Here is a 16,529-nt window from a genome sequence, read left to right as displayed (position 1 = left end):
GGGACCGTGAGGATGGAGCAGGCTCGGGCCGGTGAGTACGACGCGTTCGTGGCGGCCCGCTGGTCGGTGTTGTTCCATCTGGCCCGTCTGCTCACCGGAGGGGACCGTCACCGGGCCGAGGACCTGTTGCAGGAGTCCTTGGTCAAGCTGTGGTTCGTCTGGCCGAAGGTCGCCGACGAGGCACCGGAGGCGTATGTGCGCAGGGTGCTGGCGCGGGCCGCGGCCCGTTCGGCCCGCCGGCGCTGGTGGGGCGAGCGGCCCGTGGAGGTGCTGCCCGAGGTGGCGGCGGCCGGCGACTTGTCGGCGACCGTGGCCGAGCGCTCCCGGCTGGAGGCGGCGCTCGCCCAGCTGAGCCCGCAGCAGCGGGCCGCGGTCGTGCTGCGTTACTACCAGGACCTGCCCGACCGGCAGGTGGCGGAGATCCTGGGCTGTCCGGTGGGCACCGCCCGGTCGCATGCCGCGCGCGGGGTGGCCCGGCTGCGCCGGCTGCTGGCCGACGTCATCGAGCCGGTGGGGTGAGGGGGGACCCGTGAAGCACTTGGACGACACCGAGCACATGGATCACTTCGAGCGGCAGCTGACGCGGCTCATGCACAGCACACGGGAACCGGTGCGCTACGAGCCCCGGCACCAGGAGGCGCTGCACGCGGGCGTGCGGGCGCGGCGCCGGGTGCGCGCGGCGCGCCGGGCTGCCGGTTCCGTGCTGGCGGTCGGCGGACTCGGTCTCGGTCTGCTGCTGTGGCCGCACGGCCACACCGACGACCGGCCCAGCGCCCCGCACCCCCGGCCCGCGACCAGCCCGGCGCCCGTCCGGAGCACCTCACCGGGTCCGTCGCAGTCGCCGAGCACCACGGGCGCGCCGAGCGGGCCGCCGTCCTCGCCCGCGACGGCCCCCGCCACCCCGGACTCGACCACGTCGACCGCCAACCCGCCCGGTGCGAGCGGGAGTTCTGCCACCGCCACCACCACACAGCAGCCGCCGTCCGGCACAGCCACCTCGCGGAGCACCACCGCTCCGCCGGCCTCCGCGACGGTGAGCGCACCGGCCGAGCCGTCGGACAACCCCTCATCGGCGATCAGCCCGACCCGCTGACCCGCGTCCACCACCGTGTCCAAGTCCCTTCGGCATGCCCGACCAACAGGAACAAACGGGGAACAACGTGATGAAACTCCGACCGGGCCGAGCCTCGGCCACGGCACCGGCGCCCCAGCGCGCACCCCTGTCGCCGCAGGCGGGCGAACCCGTCCTGGACCTGGCCGTACCGGTGTTCAACGAGGAGAAGGACCTGGAGCCGAACGTCCGGCGGCTGCACACACATCTGCGGCACACCTTCCCCTATCCGTTCCGGATCACCATCGCCGACAACGCGAGCACCGACGGCACCCCGCACATCGCCGCCCGGCTCGCCGGCGAACTGCCCGGGGTGGTCTCGCTGCGGCTGCCGGAGAAAGGCCGCGGCCGGGCGCTCAGGGCGGCCTGGACGGGGTCGCGGGCACCCGTGCTGGCGTACCTGGACGTGGACCTGTCCACGGAACTCGCCGCGCTGCTGCCGCTGGTCGCGCCGCTGATATCCGGCCATTCCGACCTGGCCATCGGCACCCGGCTCGCGCCCGGCGCACGGGTGGTGCGCGGTGCCAAGCGCGAGGTCATCTCCCGCTGTTACAACGTCCTGCTGCGCTGCACGCTCGCGGTCGGCTTCTCCGACGCGCAGTGCGGCTTCAAGGCGGTGCGCCGCGAGGTCGCCGAACGGCTGCTGCCGCAGGTGCGGGACGGGGAGTGGTTCTTCGACACCGAGCTGCTGGTGCTGGCCGAGCGGGCGGGCCTGAGGATCCACGAGGTCCCGGTGGACTGGGTCGACGACCCCGACAGCAGTGTCGACATCGTCGCCACCGCGCTGGCCGACCTGCGCGGGATCGCCCGGATGCTGCGGACCCCGGCCCGCCGCCGTGGCCGTACCGGACCGGCCGCCTCGTGACCGTGACGCTGCCGCGCACGCCGGCCCCTGCCGCGCAGGTCGCCTCCGGTTCCCGGCTGCGGGCCGCCGCCCGCCGGCACGGCCCCGTGCTCGCGCTGTTCGGCGCGCTGAAGCTGACGGGCTTCCTCTCCTTCATGTACCTGCTGTCCTCGGCCGGGGACTACCGCACCAAGGACCCCCGGTTCGGCGGCGGAGCGCACGCCTGGGACGTCCTGGGCACCTGGGACGGCTGGTGGTACCAGCAGATCGCCCTGCACGGCTACGACCCGCGGCTCGTCCACGTGCCGGGTGCCACCGGACTGATCACCCTGGAGGGCAACTCGGCGGCGTTCTTCCCGCTGTACCCGGCCCTGACGCGGATGGTCACGGCCGTCACCGGCCTCGGTCCGTACGGCGCCGGCCTGCTGGTGTCGGTCCTCGCCTCCTTCGCCGCCGCGCTCGCCGTCCATGCGATCGCGGAGCGGTTCGGCGGGCGGCGGGCCGGGCTCGCCGCGGCCGGGCTGTGGGCGGTGTGGCCGGGCTCGGGCGTGGAGTGGGCGGTCTACTCCGACTCCCTCTACGTGGCCCTGGCCGCCTGGACCTGCTACACCGTCATCACCCGCCGCTGGCTGACCGCCGGCGTCCTCGCCTTCGCGGCCGGCCTCAACCGGCCCACGGCCGCCGCGCTGATCGCCGGGGTCGGCATCGCCGCGCTGCTCTCCCTGCGCCGCCGCGAGGACGACGGCCTGCGCCCGCTGTGCGCGGCGGCCCTGGCCCCGCTCGGGCTGATCGGCTATCTGCTCTGGGTCGGCGACCGCATGGGTGACCTGGGCGGCTACTTCAAGCTGCAGTCGGGTGCCTGGGCGCACGAGTTCGACTACGGCAGGCAGACCCTGGACGTGCTGACGTCCGTACCGGTGGGCAACTTCGGCGGCTACCTGTTCGCCTACCCCTTCGCGGACGTCATCGGCGTCGGCGTGGTCCTGCTCGCGTTCGCCCTGCTGCCCCTGCTGCTGAGGCTGCGGCCGCCGGCGGTGCTGGTCGTGCACACCGTCCTCACCCTCGCTCTGGTCCTCGGCAGCCAGCAGATCTTCGCGAACGTCTCCCGCTATCTGCTGCCCTGCTTCCCGCTGTTCCTGCCGCTCGCTGTCGCGATGCGCCGGCTGAGCCTGCCGGTGCAGTGCACCCTGCTCGGCATCGCGGCGCTCGCCTCCGGGTCGTACGCGGGGTACGCCCTGTTCGAGCTGGGGGTGCCGTGATCCGGCACCCCCAGCCCGGCGGGGAGCCGAACGCTCAGCCCAGGCCGAGGCTGGACAGGGCGGTCGTCCAGTCGGTCATGATCGCGTTCTGTGCGTCGTCGAGGCTGACGTCGCCGGCGCAGACGGCCCTCTTCAGCTTGTTCTCGACGGTGTCCTTGTTCGCGGAGGTCTCGGTGCCGTAGTGCGGCTCGGGCCAGAGGTTCTCCGCGCTCCTCGGGGCGCCGCCGAGTTCGAGCGGGAGGAAGTGGTCCTCCTCGTAGTCCGAGGGGTTGGTGTCGGAGTAGCCGTACTCGACGATCTGCTGCTTCTTCAGCGCGGTGGTGTAGGAGCTGGGCGGCCGTACGGTCGCGGTCCAGCCGGAGACACAGATGGTCGAGTCGATGGTGTCCTGGGTGACGTCGGGGTTGAGGGCCCCGGGCGTGCAGGCCGGGTCGGGCAGGGGGAGGTAGTCCTGGCTGCAACTGGCGGCGTGGGCCGTACCGGTGGTGACGGTGAGGCCCGCGGCGGCGAGGGCGAGGGAGGAGAGGGCGGTCACCAGGGGGCGCGATATTCGGGACATGTGGGGGTCTCCCGGTGCGGTGCCCGGCAGAGATTCCGGGCGGTCGTGAGCATGACAGCACCGGGATCATCTATGCGAGTAGACCCCTTTGCCCGACCGAGGGCTTCCTTGGTTGAACGTTTATCCACGCGAGAACAGTGCGAGGCAAGGCCTTGACGCGGGCTTGACATCGCATCCGGCCGAGAGGCCCGGACGTGCGCCGACGGCGGCGTGATCGCTCGTCAACTACCCACCATAGCCCGAGTGAACACACGCTGAACGACACAATGACACACCTACGCCAGGCTGTCCCGCCACGCCCTGTGCAGATCCGCGAACCGGCCCGTGCCGCCGATCAGTTCATCCGGGCGGCCGTCCTCGACGATCCGGCCGTGCTCCATCACCAGCACCCGGTCCGCGATCTCCACGGTCGACAGCCGGTGCGCGATCACCACCGCCGTACGACCCCGCAGCACCGTCGACATCGCCCGCTGCACGGCCCGCTCGCCCGGGATGTCCAGCGAGCTGGTCGCCTCGTCCAGGATCAGCACCGCCGGGTCGGCGAGCAACGCGCGGGCGAAGGCGACCAGTTGGCGCTGCCCGGCCGAGATGCGCCCGCCGCGTTTGCGGACGTCGGTGTCGTAGCCGTCGGGCAGGGCGCTGATGAACTCGTGCGCGCCGATCGCCTTCGCCGCCCGCTCGATGTCCTCACGGGTGGCGTCCGGCCGGCCGATGGCGATGTTGTCCGCGACCGTGCCGGAGAACAGGAAGGCCTCCTGGGTCACCATGACGACACCGCGCCGCAGTTCCGGCACGGGCAGCTCGCGCAGATCCACGCCGTCCAGCAGCACGCGGCCCTCGGAGGGGTCGTAGAAACGGGCGAGGAGCTTGGCGAGGGTGGACTTGCCGGCGCCCGTGGCACCCACCACGGCGACCGTCTGGCCGGCCGGCAGGGTCAGGTCGAAGCTGGGCAGCACCTCACCGCCGGTGCGGTAGCCGAACCGGACCCGGTCGAAGACGACCTCGCGGCCCGGGAAGTCACCCTTCAGCGGCGGGAGTTCACCAGGGACCGCCGGCTCCGGCACGGACGGGGTCTGGGCCAGCAGCCCGGCGACCTTCTCCAGGGAGGCGGCGGCCGACTGGTAGGAGTTGAGGAACATCCCCAGCCGGTCGATCGGGTCGTACAGCCGGCGCAGATACAGCACCGCCGCCGCCAGCACGCCCAGCGCCAGCGAGCCGGACGCCACCCGGTAGGCGCCCCACAGCACAATCCCCGCGACCGCCGTGTTGGCCACCAGCCGGGAGCCGACCACATAGCGGGCCATCTCCAACAGCGCGTCCCCGTTCGTCCGCTCGTGCCGCCGGTTGAGCACGGCGAACTCGGCGTCGTTGGCCGCCTCCCGGCGGAAGGCGCGCACCGGGCGGACGCCGTTCATCGTCTCCACGAACCTCACGATCACCGCCGCGATCGCCGTCGACCGAGCCCGGTACACCCGTCCCGCCCGCCGCTGGTAGACCCGGACCAGCAGGTACAACGGCACGAACGAGGCCACCGCGACCGCGCCCAGCGAGAGGTCCAGCCACAGCAGCATCGCCGAGATGTAGACGAAGGACAGCACGACGGTCACCAGCTCCTGGAGGCCGTCGTTGAGGAGTTCGCGCAGCGACTCCACGTCGGTGGTGGAACGGGAGATCAGCCGTCCGGACGTGTACCGCTCGTGGAAGTCGATGCTCAGCGCCTGCGCGTGCCGGAAGATCCGGCCCCGCAGATCCAGCAGCACGTCCTGGCTGACCCGGGCGGAGGCCTCGATGAACGCGAACTGCAGCACGCCGGAGGCGAGGGCGCACAGCAGATAGCCGACGCCGACCGCGATCAGCGGGCCGTGCCGGTGCTCCCGGAACGCCGGTACGGCGCTGTCGATGGCGTACGCCACCAGCAACGGGCCCACCTGCACCGCCGCCTGCTGGAGCAGCAGCAGGAGCATGGTCACCACGGCCCGGGCCTTCAGGGGCGCGAGCAGGGAGCGCAGCAGGGCGGCCGTGGCGCCGGGCGGGGCGGGCAGTACATCCCGGTCGAAGACGTCACCCGAGTCGCTGCCGGTGCCCTGGCCCTGCGGGCCGGGTAGTTCGTCGTCCTCGGCGGTGGGGGTGGAGGCGGTCGTGGTGGTCAACGGGAGTCCTCCGTGTCCTCGAAGTCTCCGGACATCAGATGCGCGTACTCGGCGTTGGTGCGCAGCAGTTCCTGGTGGGTGCCGACGGCGGCGATCCGGCCGCCCGAGAGCAGGGCCACCCGGTCGGCGAGCAGCACCGTCGACGGGCGGTGCGCCACGATCAGCGCGGTGGTGTCGGCGAGGACCTGCCGCAACGCGGCCTCCACGGCGGCCTCCGTGTGCACGTCCAGGGCGGACAGCGGGTCGTCCAGCACCAGGAACTCCGGTCTGCCGACCACCGCGCGGGCCAGCGCGAGGCGCTGCCGCTGGCCGCCGGAAAGGCTGAGGCCCTGCTCGCCGACGCGGGTGTCGGTGCCCTGGGGGAGGGCGTGCGCGAAGTCGGCCTGCGCGACCGCGAGCGCCCGGTCGAGGTCCGGTCGTCCGGCACCGTCGGGGGCGCCCATCAGGACGTTCTCGCCGACGCTCGTGGAGAACAGAGTGGGTTCCTCGAAGGCGACGGCCACCTTCGCGCGCAGCTCCTCGCGGGGCATCGCCGTGATGTCGACGCCGTTGAGGGTGATCCGGCCCGAGGTGACCTCGTGCAGACGGGGGACCAGGGCGGTGAGGGTGGTCTTGCCGCTGCCGGTCGCGCCGACGAGGGCCATGGATTCGCCGGGGCGGACGTGGAGGTCGATGCGGGTGAGCAGGGGCGGGGAGCCGGGGGGTGCGTCGGGGTAGCGGAACAGGACGTTCTCGAAGCGGAGTCCGGTGTCGGCCGCTCGCGCCTGCCCGCCCTCGCGGGGTGCCACCGCGTCGTCCTCCCTCACCTCGTCCATCACCTCGAAGTACCGCTCCGTCGCAGTCGCCGCCTCCTGGCTCATCGCCAGCAGGAAACCGATCGAGTCCACGGGCCACCGCAGCGCGAGTGCCGTGCTCAGAAAGGCGACCAGCGTGCCGGCCGACAGCCCCCCGTCGGCCACCCTGACCGCGCCCAGCACCAGCGCCGCCCCGATCGCCAGCTCCGGCAGGGTGACGATGACGCCCCAGATCATCGCCAGCAGCCGAGCCTTGCGCAGCTCCGTGCCGCGCAGGGTGACCGACAGTTCGCGGAACGCCCGTGCCTGGCTGCGGTGCCGGCCGAAGCCCTTGATGATGCGGATACCGAGCACGCTCTCCTCGACCACCGTCGTCAGGTCGCCGACCTGGTCCTGCGCGCGCCGCGCCACCTCGGCGTACCGCCGCTCGAAGACCGCGCAGGTCCACATCACGGGGATCGCCGGGCCGAGGATGACCAGCCCCAGCACCCAGTCCTGCATCAGCATGATCACCACGCCGACGAGGATCGTGACCCCGTTGACCAGCAGGAACGTCAGCGGGAAGGCGAGGAACATGCGGAGCAGCATCAGGTCGGTCGTGCCCCGGGACAGCAGCTGGCCGGAGGCCCAGCGGTCGTGGAAGGCGACGGGCAGCCGCTGCAGATGGCCGTACAGGCCCGCCCTCATCTCCGCCTCGACATGCGACAGCGGGCGGGCCACCAGCCAGCGCCGTATGCCGAACAGGACCGCCTCGGCGATCCCGAGCAGGAGCAGGTACAGCGCGCCGAGCCACACTCCCGCCGGGTCCCGGTCGGCGACCGGCCCGTCCACGATCCACTTCAGGACGAGCGGGATCACCAGCCCGGTGCAGGAGGCGACGATCGCGACGAACGCGGCCGTGAACAGCCGCGCCCGCACGGGGCGGACGTACGGCCACAGCCGCAGCAGGGTACGAACGGCGGAACGGTCCTCGGTGGTTGCACGTGTCGTGGGCATCACCGCGAGCGTACGGACCGGCACTGACATCGCCCACTGAGTTTCGGCCGGACCCGGGTCCGCCCTTGGTCCTACGACCTGCCTGTTCGAGCATCCGCACACGGAAGTCGTAGCCCGGCATCAACCGATCGGACGATGCCGCTTCGAGCGGGCCGGCCGATGTGCGGGCCCCCGTCCGCCCGGGATTCTCGAGGCATGCCATCCGTCATCGAAGTCACCGATCTGCGCAAGTCCTACGGCGGCCGGGCCGTCGTCGACGGGGTCTCCTTCGCCGTCGAGGAGGGCGAGATCTTCGGAATCCTCGGCCCGAACGGCGCCGGCAAGACCACCACCGTGGAGTGCGTCGAGGGGCTGCGGGTCCCCGACGCGGGCCGGATCCGGGTCGCCGGCCTGGACCCCGTCGCCGACCACGACGAGGTCGCCAGGATCCTCGGCGCCCAGCTCCAGCAGAGCGAACTCCAGCCCAAGCTCACCGTGCGCGAGGCGCTGGAGCTGTACGCCGCCTTCTACCCCAGCCCGGCCGACTGGCGGCCGCTCGCCGAACGCCTCGGGCTCACGGCGAAGCTCGGCACCCGGTTCGGCAAGCTGTCCGGCGGGCAGCAGCAGCGGCTGTTCATCGCGCTGGCGCTCATCGGCAGCCCCCGGGTCGTGGTGCTGGACGAGCTGACCACCGGCCTCGACCCGCGTGCCCGCCGCGACACCTGGCAGCTCATCGAGGACGTCCGCACGAGCGGCGTCACCGTGCTGCTCGTCACCCACTTCATGGAGGAGGCGCAGCGGCTGTGCGACCGTATCGCGGTCATCGACAAGGGACGGGTCGCCGCGCTGGACACCCCGGCCGGACTCATCCGCCGCTCGGCCGGCGCGACCGTCATCAGCTTCACCCCGTCGGCCCCGCTGGACGACCATGACCTCGCCGCGCTCCCGGCCATCGCCTCCATCGAGCGCAAGGACGGCCGGATCACGCTCTCCGGCACCGACGAGACCGTCAACGCGGTCATCACCCTGCTCGCCCGGCACCGCATCACCGCCCATCAGCTCCGTGTCCTCGACGCCACCCTCGACGACGCGTTCCTGGACCTGACCAAGGAGGCCGCGGCATGAACACCGCAGTCCTGCGCGCCGAGTTCCGTCTGTTCCGCCGGGAACCCGGCGCCGTCTTCTGGATCTTCCTGTTCCCGACGCTGCTCCTGGTCATCCTCGGCTCGATCCCGTCGTTCCGGGAGGCCGACAGGTCCCTGGGCGGGCTGCGGCCGGTCGACGCCTATGTCCCCATCGCAGTTCTGATCGCCCTGATCATGTCCGGGGTGCAGTCGCTGCCCCAGGCCCTGACCGGCCACCGGGAGCGCGGCATCCTGCGCCGGATGCGGCTCACCCCCGTACGGCCCTCCGCCCTGCTGTCCGCTCAGATGGTCGTGCAGGGCACGGTGGCGCTGGCCTCGGCGCTGCTCGCGCTCGTCGTCGGCCGCCTCGCCTTCGACGTGAAGCTGCCCGCGCAGCCGGCCGGATATCTGCTGGCCCTGCTGCTCGCGACCGCGTCGGCCCTCGCCCTCGGCTCCGTAGTCTCGGCGCTGTCCCGCACCACGAAGATCGCGAGCGCGATCGGCTCGGCGGTGTTCTTCCCGATGATGTTCTGCGCGGGCGTGTGGCTGCCGGTGCAGCAGATGCCGCACGCCATGGCCCGCGTGGTCCAGCTCACCCCGTTCGGCGCGGCGGCCCGCGCCCTGGGCGAGGCGGCCGCCGGCGACTGGCCGGGCTGGGGGCACCTGGGCGTGCTCGCGGGCTGGGCGGTGCTCCTGACGGCGGGGGCGGCACGTTGGTTCCGCTGGGAGTGAACTGGCCGTGCCGGACACTGGTGGGATGACGACTGCCGCGCAACTGCCGGCCCGGGCCTCCTTCGACACGTGGGGGCCCTGGGCGCTGCTGGCCGTCGGTGTCGTCGCGGCGGCGTTCTCGGCCCGCGCGGTCGGGATGGACCGGCCCGGGATGATCGTCAGCGCCGTGCTCGTGCCCGTGGGTGTCGTGCTGCAGCTGTGCCGGGGAAGGGTGAAGCGCAAACGGCCGGACCCGAGCCGGACCAGTGTCTGCCTCTACCTGCTGCGCTGGGCCATCGCCTTCATGCTGACCTGGGCCAACCCGTTCTTCGCCTTCTACGCCGTGACCGGTTACTACACCGCGGCCCAGGAGCTGCCGCGCCGGCTGGTGCTGCCCGGTCTGTTCCTGACCGCCGTCACCATGGCCGGCAGCGAGATCGGCGGCTGGCCGCCGCACGGGCCGTTCCTGTGGCTCGGCTTCTTCCTCGTCCTGGCCGTCAACATGGGCATGGTCAGCGTGTTCACCCGGTACGCCGTGCAGGAGCAGGATCGCGCCGTCGTCTAGGCCGACACCATCGCCGAACTGGAGCGCACCAACACGGCGTTGCAGCAGGCCCTCGACGAGAACGCCGCGCTGCACGCCCAACTCCTGCTCCAGGCACGGGAGGCGGGCGTCGCCGACGAGCGCCGCCGACTGGCCGCCGAGATCCACGACACCATCGCCCAGGGCCTGACCGGGATCATCGCCCAGCTCCAGGTCGTCGCCAACGCCCCCGACCTGGACACCGCCCGCACCCACCTGGAGCGCGCCTCCGCCCTCGCCCGGCACAGCCTCGGCGAGGCCCGCCGCTCGGTGCACAACCTCGCCCCGGTCGCCCTCGCCGCCGACGGGCTGCCGGAGGCGCTGCAGAAGACGGTCGCCGAATGGGGCGAACGCACCCAAGTACGCGCCCAGTTCACGGTCACCGGCACCACCGAGCAGCTGCACGACGAGGTCTCGGCGACCCTGCTGCGCATCGCTCAGGAGGCCCTGTCCAACGCGGCCCGGCACGCCCGCCCGACCCGCGTCGGGGTGACCCTGTCCTTCATGGGCGACGAGGTCACGCTGGACATCCGTGACGACGGCACCGGCTTCGACCCGGCCGCCGTACCGGAGCGCACCCGCAGCGGCGGCTTCGGCCTGGACGGCATGCGGGCCAGGGCCGAGCGCATCGCGGGCTCCCTCACCATCGAGTCGGAGCCGGGTCACGGTACGGCGGTGTCGGCTCGCGTACCCTTGGTCCGCGATGACCGCTGAGCCCGCCGTCTCCCTCCTGATCGTCGACGACCACCCGGTGGTCCGCGACGGCCTGCGCGGCATGTTCGAGTCCGCCCCGGGCTTCCGGGTGCTCGGGGAAGCGGCGAACGGCACCGAGGCGGTGGCCCGGGCCGCGGCCCTGGACCCGGACGTGATCCTGATGGACCTGCGGATGCCGGGCGGTTCGGGCGTCGAGGCGATCCGTGAGCTGACCCGCCGGGGCGCCCGCGCGAAGGTCCTGGTCCTGACCACCTACGACACCGACTCCGACACCCTGCCCGCGATCGAGGCGGGCGCTACCGGCTACCTCCTGAAAGACGCCCCGCGCGAGGAGCTGTTCACCGCCGTACGCGCCGCCGCCGAGGGCCGTACGGTCCTCTCCCCGGCCGTCGCCTCCCGTCTGGTCCACGCCGTCCGCGCGCCCCGCACCCCGGCGGGCGAGCCGCTCTCGGCCCGCGAGCGCGAGGTTCTGGTGCTGGTGGCCAAAGGCACGTCGAACCGGGAGATCGCCCGCGAACTGTTCATCAGCGAGGCCACGGTGAAGACCCACCTCACCCATCTGTACGCCAAGCTCGGCGTCAACGACCGGGCGGCGGCGGTGGCGGCGGGGTACGACCGGGGGATCCTCGGGTAGGACCACCCCCCGGCTTAATTGGCTGGAGCAGCCGCCCCCGCCCTCGATAGCTTCGACCTTTCCCAGGGCGGGGCCGAGCCGATCGGGGGATGGATGATCGACGCGTACGAGGATCCCGGCACCCCGGACACCCGCGGCGGCTGGCGCTATCTGTGGTGGCTGGTGCTGCGCCAGCCGATGCGGTCGGCGGCCGGGGCGCTGCTGGGCAGTGTGTGGATGGTGCTGCTGGCCGCGCAGCCGTATCTGCTGGCGCGGGCCGTGGACGAGGGGCTGGTGCCGGGGCGGCTGGGGGTGCTGGCCGCGTGGACCGGGGTGATGTTCGTGGTCGGGTCGGTGAACGCCTGGCTGAGCATCATGCGGCACCGCACGATGACCCGGGTGCGGATGGACGCCTACTTCCGCACGGTGAAGGTCGTCGTGGGGCAGGTGGTGCGGCTCGGGGCCGCGCTGCCGCGCCGGGCCGGGGCCGGCGAGGTGGTGACGATCGGCGTCGGCGACGTACACACCCTCGCGCAGGCGCTGACCGTGGTCGGACCGGGCGTCGGCTCGGCCGTGGTCTACGTCGTGGTGGCCGGGCTGCTGCTGGCGCTCTCGGCGCCGCTCGCCGCCGTCGTGCTGCTCGGACTGCCGGTGATCGCGCTGGTCACCGGGCCGCTGACACTGCGGCTGCAGGGCGCGGAGAGCACCTACCGCGAACGGCAGGGCGTGCTGACCGCGCGCATCGGCGACCTCGCGGGCGGACTGCGCGTCCTCAACGGCCTGGGCGGGAAAGGCCTGTTCGCGGATGCCTTCCGGCAGGACTCCCAGCGGCTGCGCGCGCAGGGCTACCGGGTGGGTGCGGTGGCCAGCTGGGTGCAGGCGCTCGGCGTGGGCCTGCCCACCCTGTTCCTGGCCGTGGTGACCTGGCTCGCGGCGCGGCTCGCGGCCCAAGGGTCCATCACCATCGGCGAGTTGGTGTCCGTGTACGGCTATGTCGCCGTACTGATCGGTCCTGTCGCCTTCTTCGTGCAGATGGCCTACGACCTCAACCGGGGGGTGGTGGCCGCGCGCCGCGTCGTACGGCTGCTGCGGCTGGAGCCGGAGCCGGACGAGGGTACGCTGCCGGCTCCCGAGCAACCGGCCGAGCTGCACGACCCGGCGTCGGGAGTACGGGTGGTGCCGGGCCGGCTGACCGCGCTGGCCACCGCGCGGCCCGCCGAGGCCGCCACCGTCGTGGACCGGCTCGGCCGCTTCGGGCCGACCGACGCCACCTGGGGCGGGGTACGGCTGGACGCGGTCCCGCTGGCGGACGTGCGCGGGCGGATCCTGGTCGCGGACAACGAGGCCGACCTGTTCGCGGGCCCGCTGCGGGAGGTCGTGGCCGCCGGGCGCCCCGTCGACGAGGCGGCGCTCGGCCGGGCGCTGTACGCGGCGGCCGCCGAGGACGTCGTACGCGGGCTGCCGGAGGGCCCGGACTCGCCGGTGTCCGGCCAGGGCCGCAGCCTGTCGGGCGGCCAGCGCCAACGGATGCGGCTGGTAAGGGCGTTGTCGGCCGACCCGGAGGTGCTGCTTGCGATCGAGCCGACGTCGGCGCTGGACGCACACACCGAGGCGACGGTCGCACGCCGCCTGCGGGAGGCCCGGGAGGGCCGCACGACGGTGGTGACGTCGACCTCGCCGCTGATGCTGGACCGCGCGGACACGGTTGTGTTCCTGGTCGACGGAAAGGTCGCGGCAACCGGCCCACACCGCCGCCTGCTCACGGCGGAACCGGGCTACCGGGCGCTGGTGGCCCGGGATACGGAGGGGGTCGCACGGTGACGGGGGGCCAGGGACTGCTACCGGTCGCCGACCGGGCTCGGGTGCGGCGCGCCGCGCTGCGGCTGGTGCGGGCCGACGGGCGGGCGTTCGTCGCCGCGCTGCTGCTGAACGCGCTGGCGGCGGGCGCGGGGCTGGTCGGGCCGTGGTTGGTCGGGCGGATCGTGGACGATGTGCGGGGCGGGCAGGGGGTCGACGCGGTGGACCGGCTCGCGCCATGGATCCTGGTGTGCGCGCTGGCCCAGCTGCTGCTGGCCCGCTGGGCGCGCGACGTGGGCTACCGGTTCGGGGAGCGGACGCTGGCCCGGGTGCGTGAGCAGTATGTCGAGCGGGTGCTGGCCCTGCCCGCGTCCGTGGTGGAGCGGGCCGGCACCGGCGATCTGACGGCACGCGGCACGGCGGACGTGGCGATCGTCGGCACCACGCTGCGGGACGTCGGACCGGAGCTGCTGGTCAACACGGTGCAGGCGCTGTTCGTGCTGGTGGCGGTGTTCGCGCTCGACCCCCTGCTGGGCGCGTTCGGGCTGCTCGGGCTGACCCCGATCTGGCTGGCGCTGCGCTGGTATCTGCGGCGGGCCCGGGACGGCTACCTCGCCGAGGGCGCGGCCACGTCCCAGGTCGCGGAGATCGTCGCCTCGACGGCGGCCGGGGCCCGGACGGTCGAGGCGTTCGGGCTGCAGGAGCGGCGGACGGCGGCGAGCCGGGACGCGCTGGAGAAGTCCCGCCGCACCCGCTTCTACACGCTGTTCCTGCGCACGGTGTTCTTCCCGGCGGTCGAGGTGACGTACACCGTGCCCGTGGTGGGCGTGCTGCTGCTCGGCGGCTGGCTGCACCAGCGGGGCGCGATGGGGGTCGGCGCGGTGGTGGCGGCGGCGCTGTACCTGCGGCAGTTCACCGAGCCACTGGACCAGATCCTGATGCGCGTGGAGCAACTGCAGAGCAGCAGCGCCTCGTTCGCGCGGGTGGAGGGCCTGGCCCAGGCACCGCGCGGGAAGCCCGCGAGTACGGCGCCGACGCCATGCGGGGACACCGGCGGGCTGTCGCAGGCGGGTGGCGAAGACACCGGAGGGCCGGCGCGGGCGGGTGGCGGGGGCGCCGCCGGGCCGGGCCAGACGGGTGACGGAGACACTGCGGGGCCGGCACGAGCAGGGCACGGAAACACCGCAGGAACGGCGCGGGCCGGCGGCCGGGACACCGCAGGGCCGTCACCCGCGCGGCGCGGGGAATCGGCGAGGGCGGTGCACGCGCACGGCGCGGACTGCGCCCGCCCGGCGCAGACGCCGTGCGGGGAGACCGGGGCCCGTTCCCCGGTCCCGGCGGACGACCGGATCGACGTGCGCGGGGTCCGGTACGCCTATGAGCGCGGCGGCGAGGTGCTGCGCGGGGTGGACCTGACCGTACGGCCCGGGGAGCGGCTCGCGGTGGTGGGCCCCTCCGGCGCCGGGAAGACGACACTCAGCAGACTCCTCGCGGGCATCGACCGGCCCGGCACGGGCACCGTCACGGTGGGCGGAGTGCCGGTGGCCGACCTGGAGCCGGAGCTGCTGCGCCGCCAGGTGGTCCTGGTCACGCAGGAACACCACGTGTTCCTCGGTACGGTCCGCGACAACCTGCTGATCGCCGAGCCGGACGCCACGGACGACGACCTGTGGGCGGCGCTCGCGACGGTCGGGGCCGACGACTGGGTCCGGGACCTGCCGGACGGCCTCGACACCCGGCTGGGCGCGGGCGGCCGCTCCACCGACGGCTCCCAGGCCCAGCAACTCGCCCTGGCCCGGGTGGTGCTGGCCGACCCGCACACCCTGATCCTGGACGAGGCGACCGCCCTGCTGGACCCCACGACGGCCCGGCACGCCGAACGCGCCCTCGCCGCCGTCCTGCAGGGCCGCACGGTCATCGCCATCGCGCACCGCCTCCACACGGCCCACGACGCCGACCGGGTGGCGGTCATGGAGGACGGCCGCCTGACCGAACTGGGCACGCACGAGGACCTGGTGACGGCCGGCGGCCCCTACGCGGCCCTGTGGCGGACCTGGCACGGGGACACCACTGAGAGGTGAGCCGACTCGGCACCGGCCGGCCCGGCCACGCGACTCCGGGAATGGCCGGCCGCCCGAGCCACGGACGCCGCACACTCGGCCCACACCAGCCCCCCGAGGCCACGGCCACGCCCCGACCCGACACTGGACGCACCACCCAGCCACGTGCCGACCGCGCCCAAGCCACGGACACGACCCGACCTGACCTGACCCGACACGAGCCGCACCACGCCGCCACAGGCCGGCCCCACCCAAACCCACGGACACGCCCCGGCCCGGCACCAACCACCCGACTCGGCCTGCAGCCCAGCCCCACCCGAAACCACGGACACGAACCGACCCGCCTCCGACCGGCACGACTCGGCGTACGGATCAACCCACCCGAGCCGCAGACGCCGGCCCGAACGCTCCGCCGACCACGCCCCCGACGCCCCGTCAGCCTTCCGACGGGCCGCGCCCCCGCAACGGCTTCCACAGCCACCCCCGCCTGCGGGTGCGGCCCACGATGTCGGCACCGTGCGCGCCGGCCACCGCCGTCATGACCGGCCACAGCAGGAAGGTCGTGCCGAACTCCGCGTACCCCCCGTCGGAGGCGACACCCACGACCACGAACTCGGCGGGAAAGACCAGCCCGCCCAGCAGTGCTCCCACCAACGTCAGTCCCCCGGTGCCGCGCAGCACACGGGATGCCAGGGCCAGCCCGCCCGCGAGACCGAGCCCCATCAGCACGCCGGCCAGCAGACCGCCACCCACGAGCAGTCCGAAGCCCCGCAGGTCGAAGGCGGCGAGCTCGGTGTCCCCTCCCCCGAGACACTCGGCCGCGGCGACCACGAGACAGAGGGCGGCCCAGGGCACCGCGGGCACACCCGCCATCACCAGGCCCACTCGCAGCCCCCGGCCCAGCGTCCCGCGCCCGCCCCTGCGTTCCCGCCCCTGCACCGTCCGCTCTCACCCCCGTAGCCGGGCCGGCCACCGTAATGGACGGCCTGAACACACCCCGGAGCACACCCGTTTGCACACCCGCATGACCAGTCCGCATATCGAACATGAACATCCGGTCAACGAACCATTTCCGGCCAACTTTCTGACGCGGTCCTGACAGGCGCCGTGATCCCCTGTCACTCTTCCCAGGCCGACTCACAGCAACCCCACAGTCACATCTGCTCGTGTGAGCCGGCCTGCACGTGGTTCCGCGTACCGCCCTGTTCTGCCCGGACGTCCCCAACCCACCGTCC

Annotated in this window: 12 protein-coding genes and 2 pseudogenes; 10 read left to right on the top strand and 4 right to left on the bottom strand. The window is 73.3% G+C overall.

Annotation, left to right across the window (positions count from 1 at the left end; translation table 11 throughout):
* Positions 1-12 precede the first annotated feature (12 nt).
* From ACWGJ5_RS05730 to ACWGJ5_RS05715, 4 genes and pseudogenes are all read left to right on the top strand, one after another.
* Positions 13-519, top strand: a complete 507-nt coding sequence (locus tag ACWGJ5_RS05730; RefSeq protein ID WP_453308514.1) for a SigE family RNA polymerase sigma factor — start codon at positions 13-15, stop codon at positions 517-519.
* 10 nt (positions 520-529) lie between these two features.
* On the top strand, positions 530-1,093 hold the full coding sequence (locus ACWGJ5_RS05725; RefSeq protein ID WP_453308513.1) for a hypothetical protein: 564 nt from the start codon (positions 530-532) through the stop codon (positions 1,091-1,093).
* A 70-nt stretch (positions 1,094-1,163) separates the two neighbouring features.
* Positions 1,164-1,943: pseudogene (locus ACWGJ5_RS05720) on the top strand (dolichyl-phosphate beta-glucosyltransferase); the annotation flags it as partial.
* 29 nt (positions 1,944-1,972) lie between these two features.
* Positions 1,973-3,214, top strand: a complete 1,242-nt coding sequence (locus tag ACWGJ5_RS05715; protein ID WP_453308512.1) for a hypothetical protein — start codon at positions 1,973-1,975, stop codon at positions 3,212-3,214.
* A gap of 34 nt (positions 3,215-3,248) precedes the next feature.
* On the opposite strand, the gene ACWGJ5_RS05710 is transcribed toward ACWGJ5_RS05715, so the two are convergent.
* The 3 genes from ACWGJ5_RS05710 to ACWGJ5_RS05700 all read right to left on the bottom strand — a co-directional run bounded on the left by ACWGJ5_RS05710 (position 3,249) and on the right by ACWGJ5_RS05700 (position 7,713).
* The gene (locus ACWGJ5_RS05710; RefSeq protein ID WP_228625455.1) at positions 3,249-3,773 is read right to left on the bottom strand and encodes a hypothetical protein; all 525 of its coding nucleotides are present in this window, start codon (positions 3,771-3,773) and stop codon (positions 3,249-3,251) included.
* Positions 3,774-4,048: 275 nt separating this feature from the next.
* Complete coding sequence (locus ACWGJ5_RS05705; protein WP_453308511.1) at positions 4,049-5,923, bottom strand: ABC transporter ATP-binding protein; 1,875 nt, start codon at positions 5,921-5,923, stop codon at positions 4,049-4,051.
* Positions 5,920-7,713: an ABC transporter ATP-binding protein gene (locus ACWGJ5_RS05700; protein WP_453308510.1), complete on the bottom strand. Its 1,794-nt coding sequence runs from the start codon at positions 7,711-7,713 to the stop codon at positions 5,920-5,922. Before ACWGJ5_RS05700 ends, ACWGJ5_RS05705 begins: the two co-directional genes overlap by 4 nt.
* Before the next feature lie 195 nt (positions 7,714-7,908).
* On the opposite strand from ACWGJ5_RS05700, the gene ACWGJ5_RS05695 reads away from it, so the two are divergent.
* The 6 genes and pseudogenes from ACWGJ5_RS05695 (at position 7,909) to ACWGJ5_RS05670 (ending at position 15,315) form a co-directional block, all read left to right on the top strand.
* Positions 7,909-8,817: an ATP-binding cassette domain-containing protein gene (locus ACWGJ5_RS05695; RefSeq protein WP_453308509.1), complete on the top strand. Its 909-nt coding sequence runs from the start codon at positions 7,909-7,911 to the stop codon at positions 8,815-8,817.
* Positions 8,814-9,548: an ABC transporter permease gene (locus ACWGJ5_RS05690; protein ID WP_453308508.1), complete on the top strand. Its 735-nt coding sequence runs from the start codon at positions 8,814-8,816 to the stop codon at positions 9,546-9,548. The genes ACWGJ5_RS05695 and ACWGJ5_RS05690 overlap by 4 nt, the downstream gene beginning before the upstream one ends.
* Positions 9,549-9,573: 25 nt before the next feature.
* Positions 9,574-10,824, top strand: a pseudogene (locus ACWGJ5_RS05685) (sensor histidine kinase).
* Complete coding sequence (locus tag ACWGJ5_RS05680) at positions 10,814-11,458, top strand: response regulator (RefSeq protein WP_453308507.1); 645 nt, start codon at positions 10,814-10,816, stop codon at positions 11,456-11,458. The pseudogene ACWGJ5_RS05685 and the gene ACWGJ5_RS05680 overlap by 11 nt, the downstream one beginning before the upstream one ends.
* A 93-nt stretch (positions 11,459-11,551) precedes the next feature.
* A complete protein-coding gene (locus ACWGJ5_RS05675; protein WP_453308506.1) occupies positions 11,552-13,258 on the top strand; it encodes an ABC transporter transmembrane domain-containing protein in 1,707 nt (568 codons plus the stop codon).
* A complete protein-coding gene (locus ACWGJ5_RS05670) occupies positions 13,255-15,315 on the top strand; it encodes an ABC transporter ATP-binding protein (protein WP_453308505.1) in 2,061 nt (686 codons plus the stop codon). The genes ACWGJ5_RS05675 and ACWGJ5_RS05670 overlap by 4 nt, the downstream gene beginning before the upstream one ends.
* A gap of 414 nt (positions 15,316-15,729) precedes the next feature.
* Here the strand turns inward: ACWGJ5_RS05670 and ACWGJ5_RS05665 are convergent, their stop codons facing one another.
* Entirely contained in the window at positions 15,730-16,233 is a 504-nt protein-coding gene (locus tag ACWGJ5_RS05665) for a hypothetical protein (protein WP_453308504.1), read from the bottom strand.
* Between the last annotated feature and the right edge of the window lie 296 nt (positions 16,234-16,529).

The sequence above is a fragment of the Streptomyces sp. NPDC054783 genome (assembly GCF_053611725.1).
The sequence above is the reverse complement of the archived record's forward strand: the minus strand, read 5'-3'. Positions and strand labels throughout refer to the sequence as shown.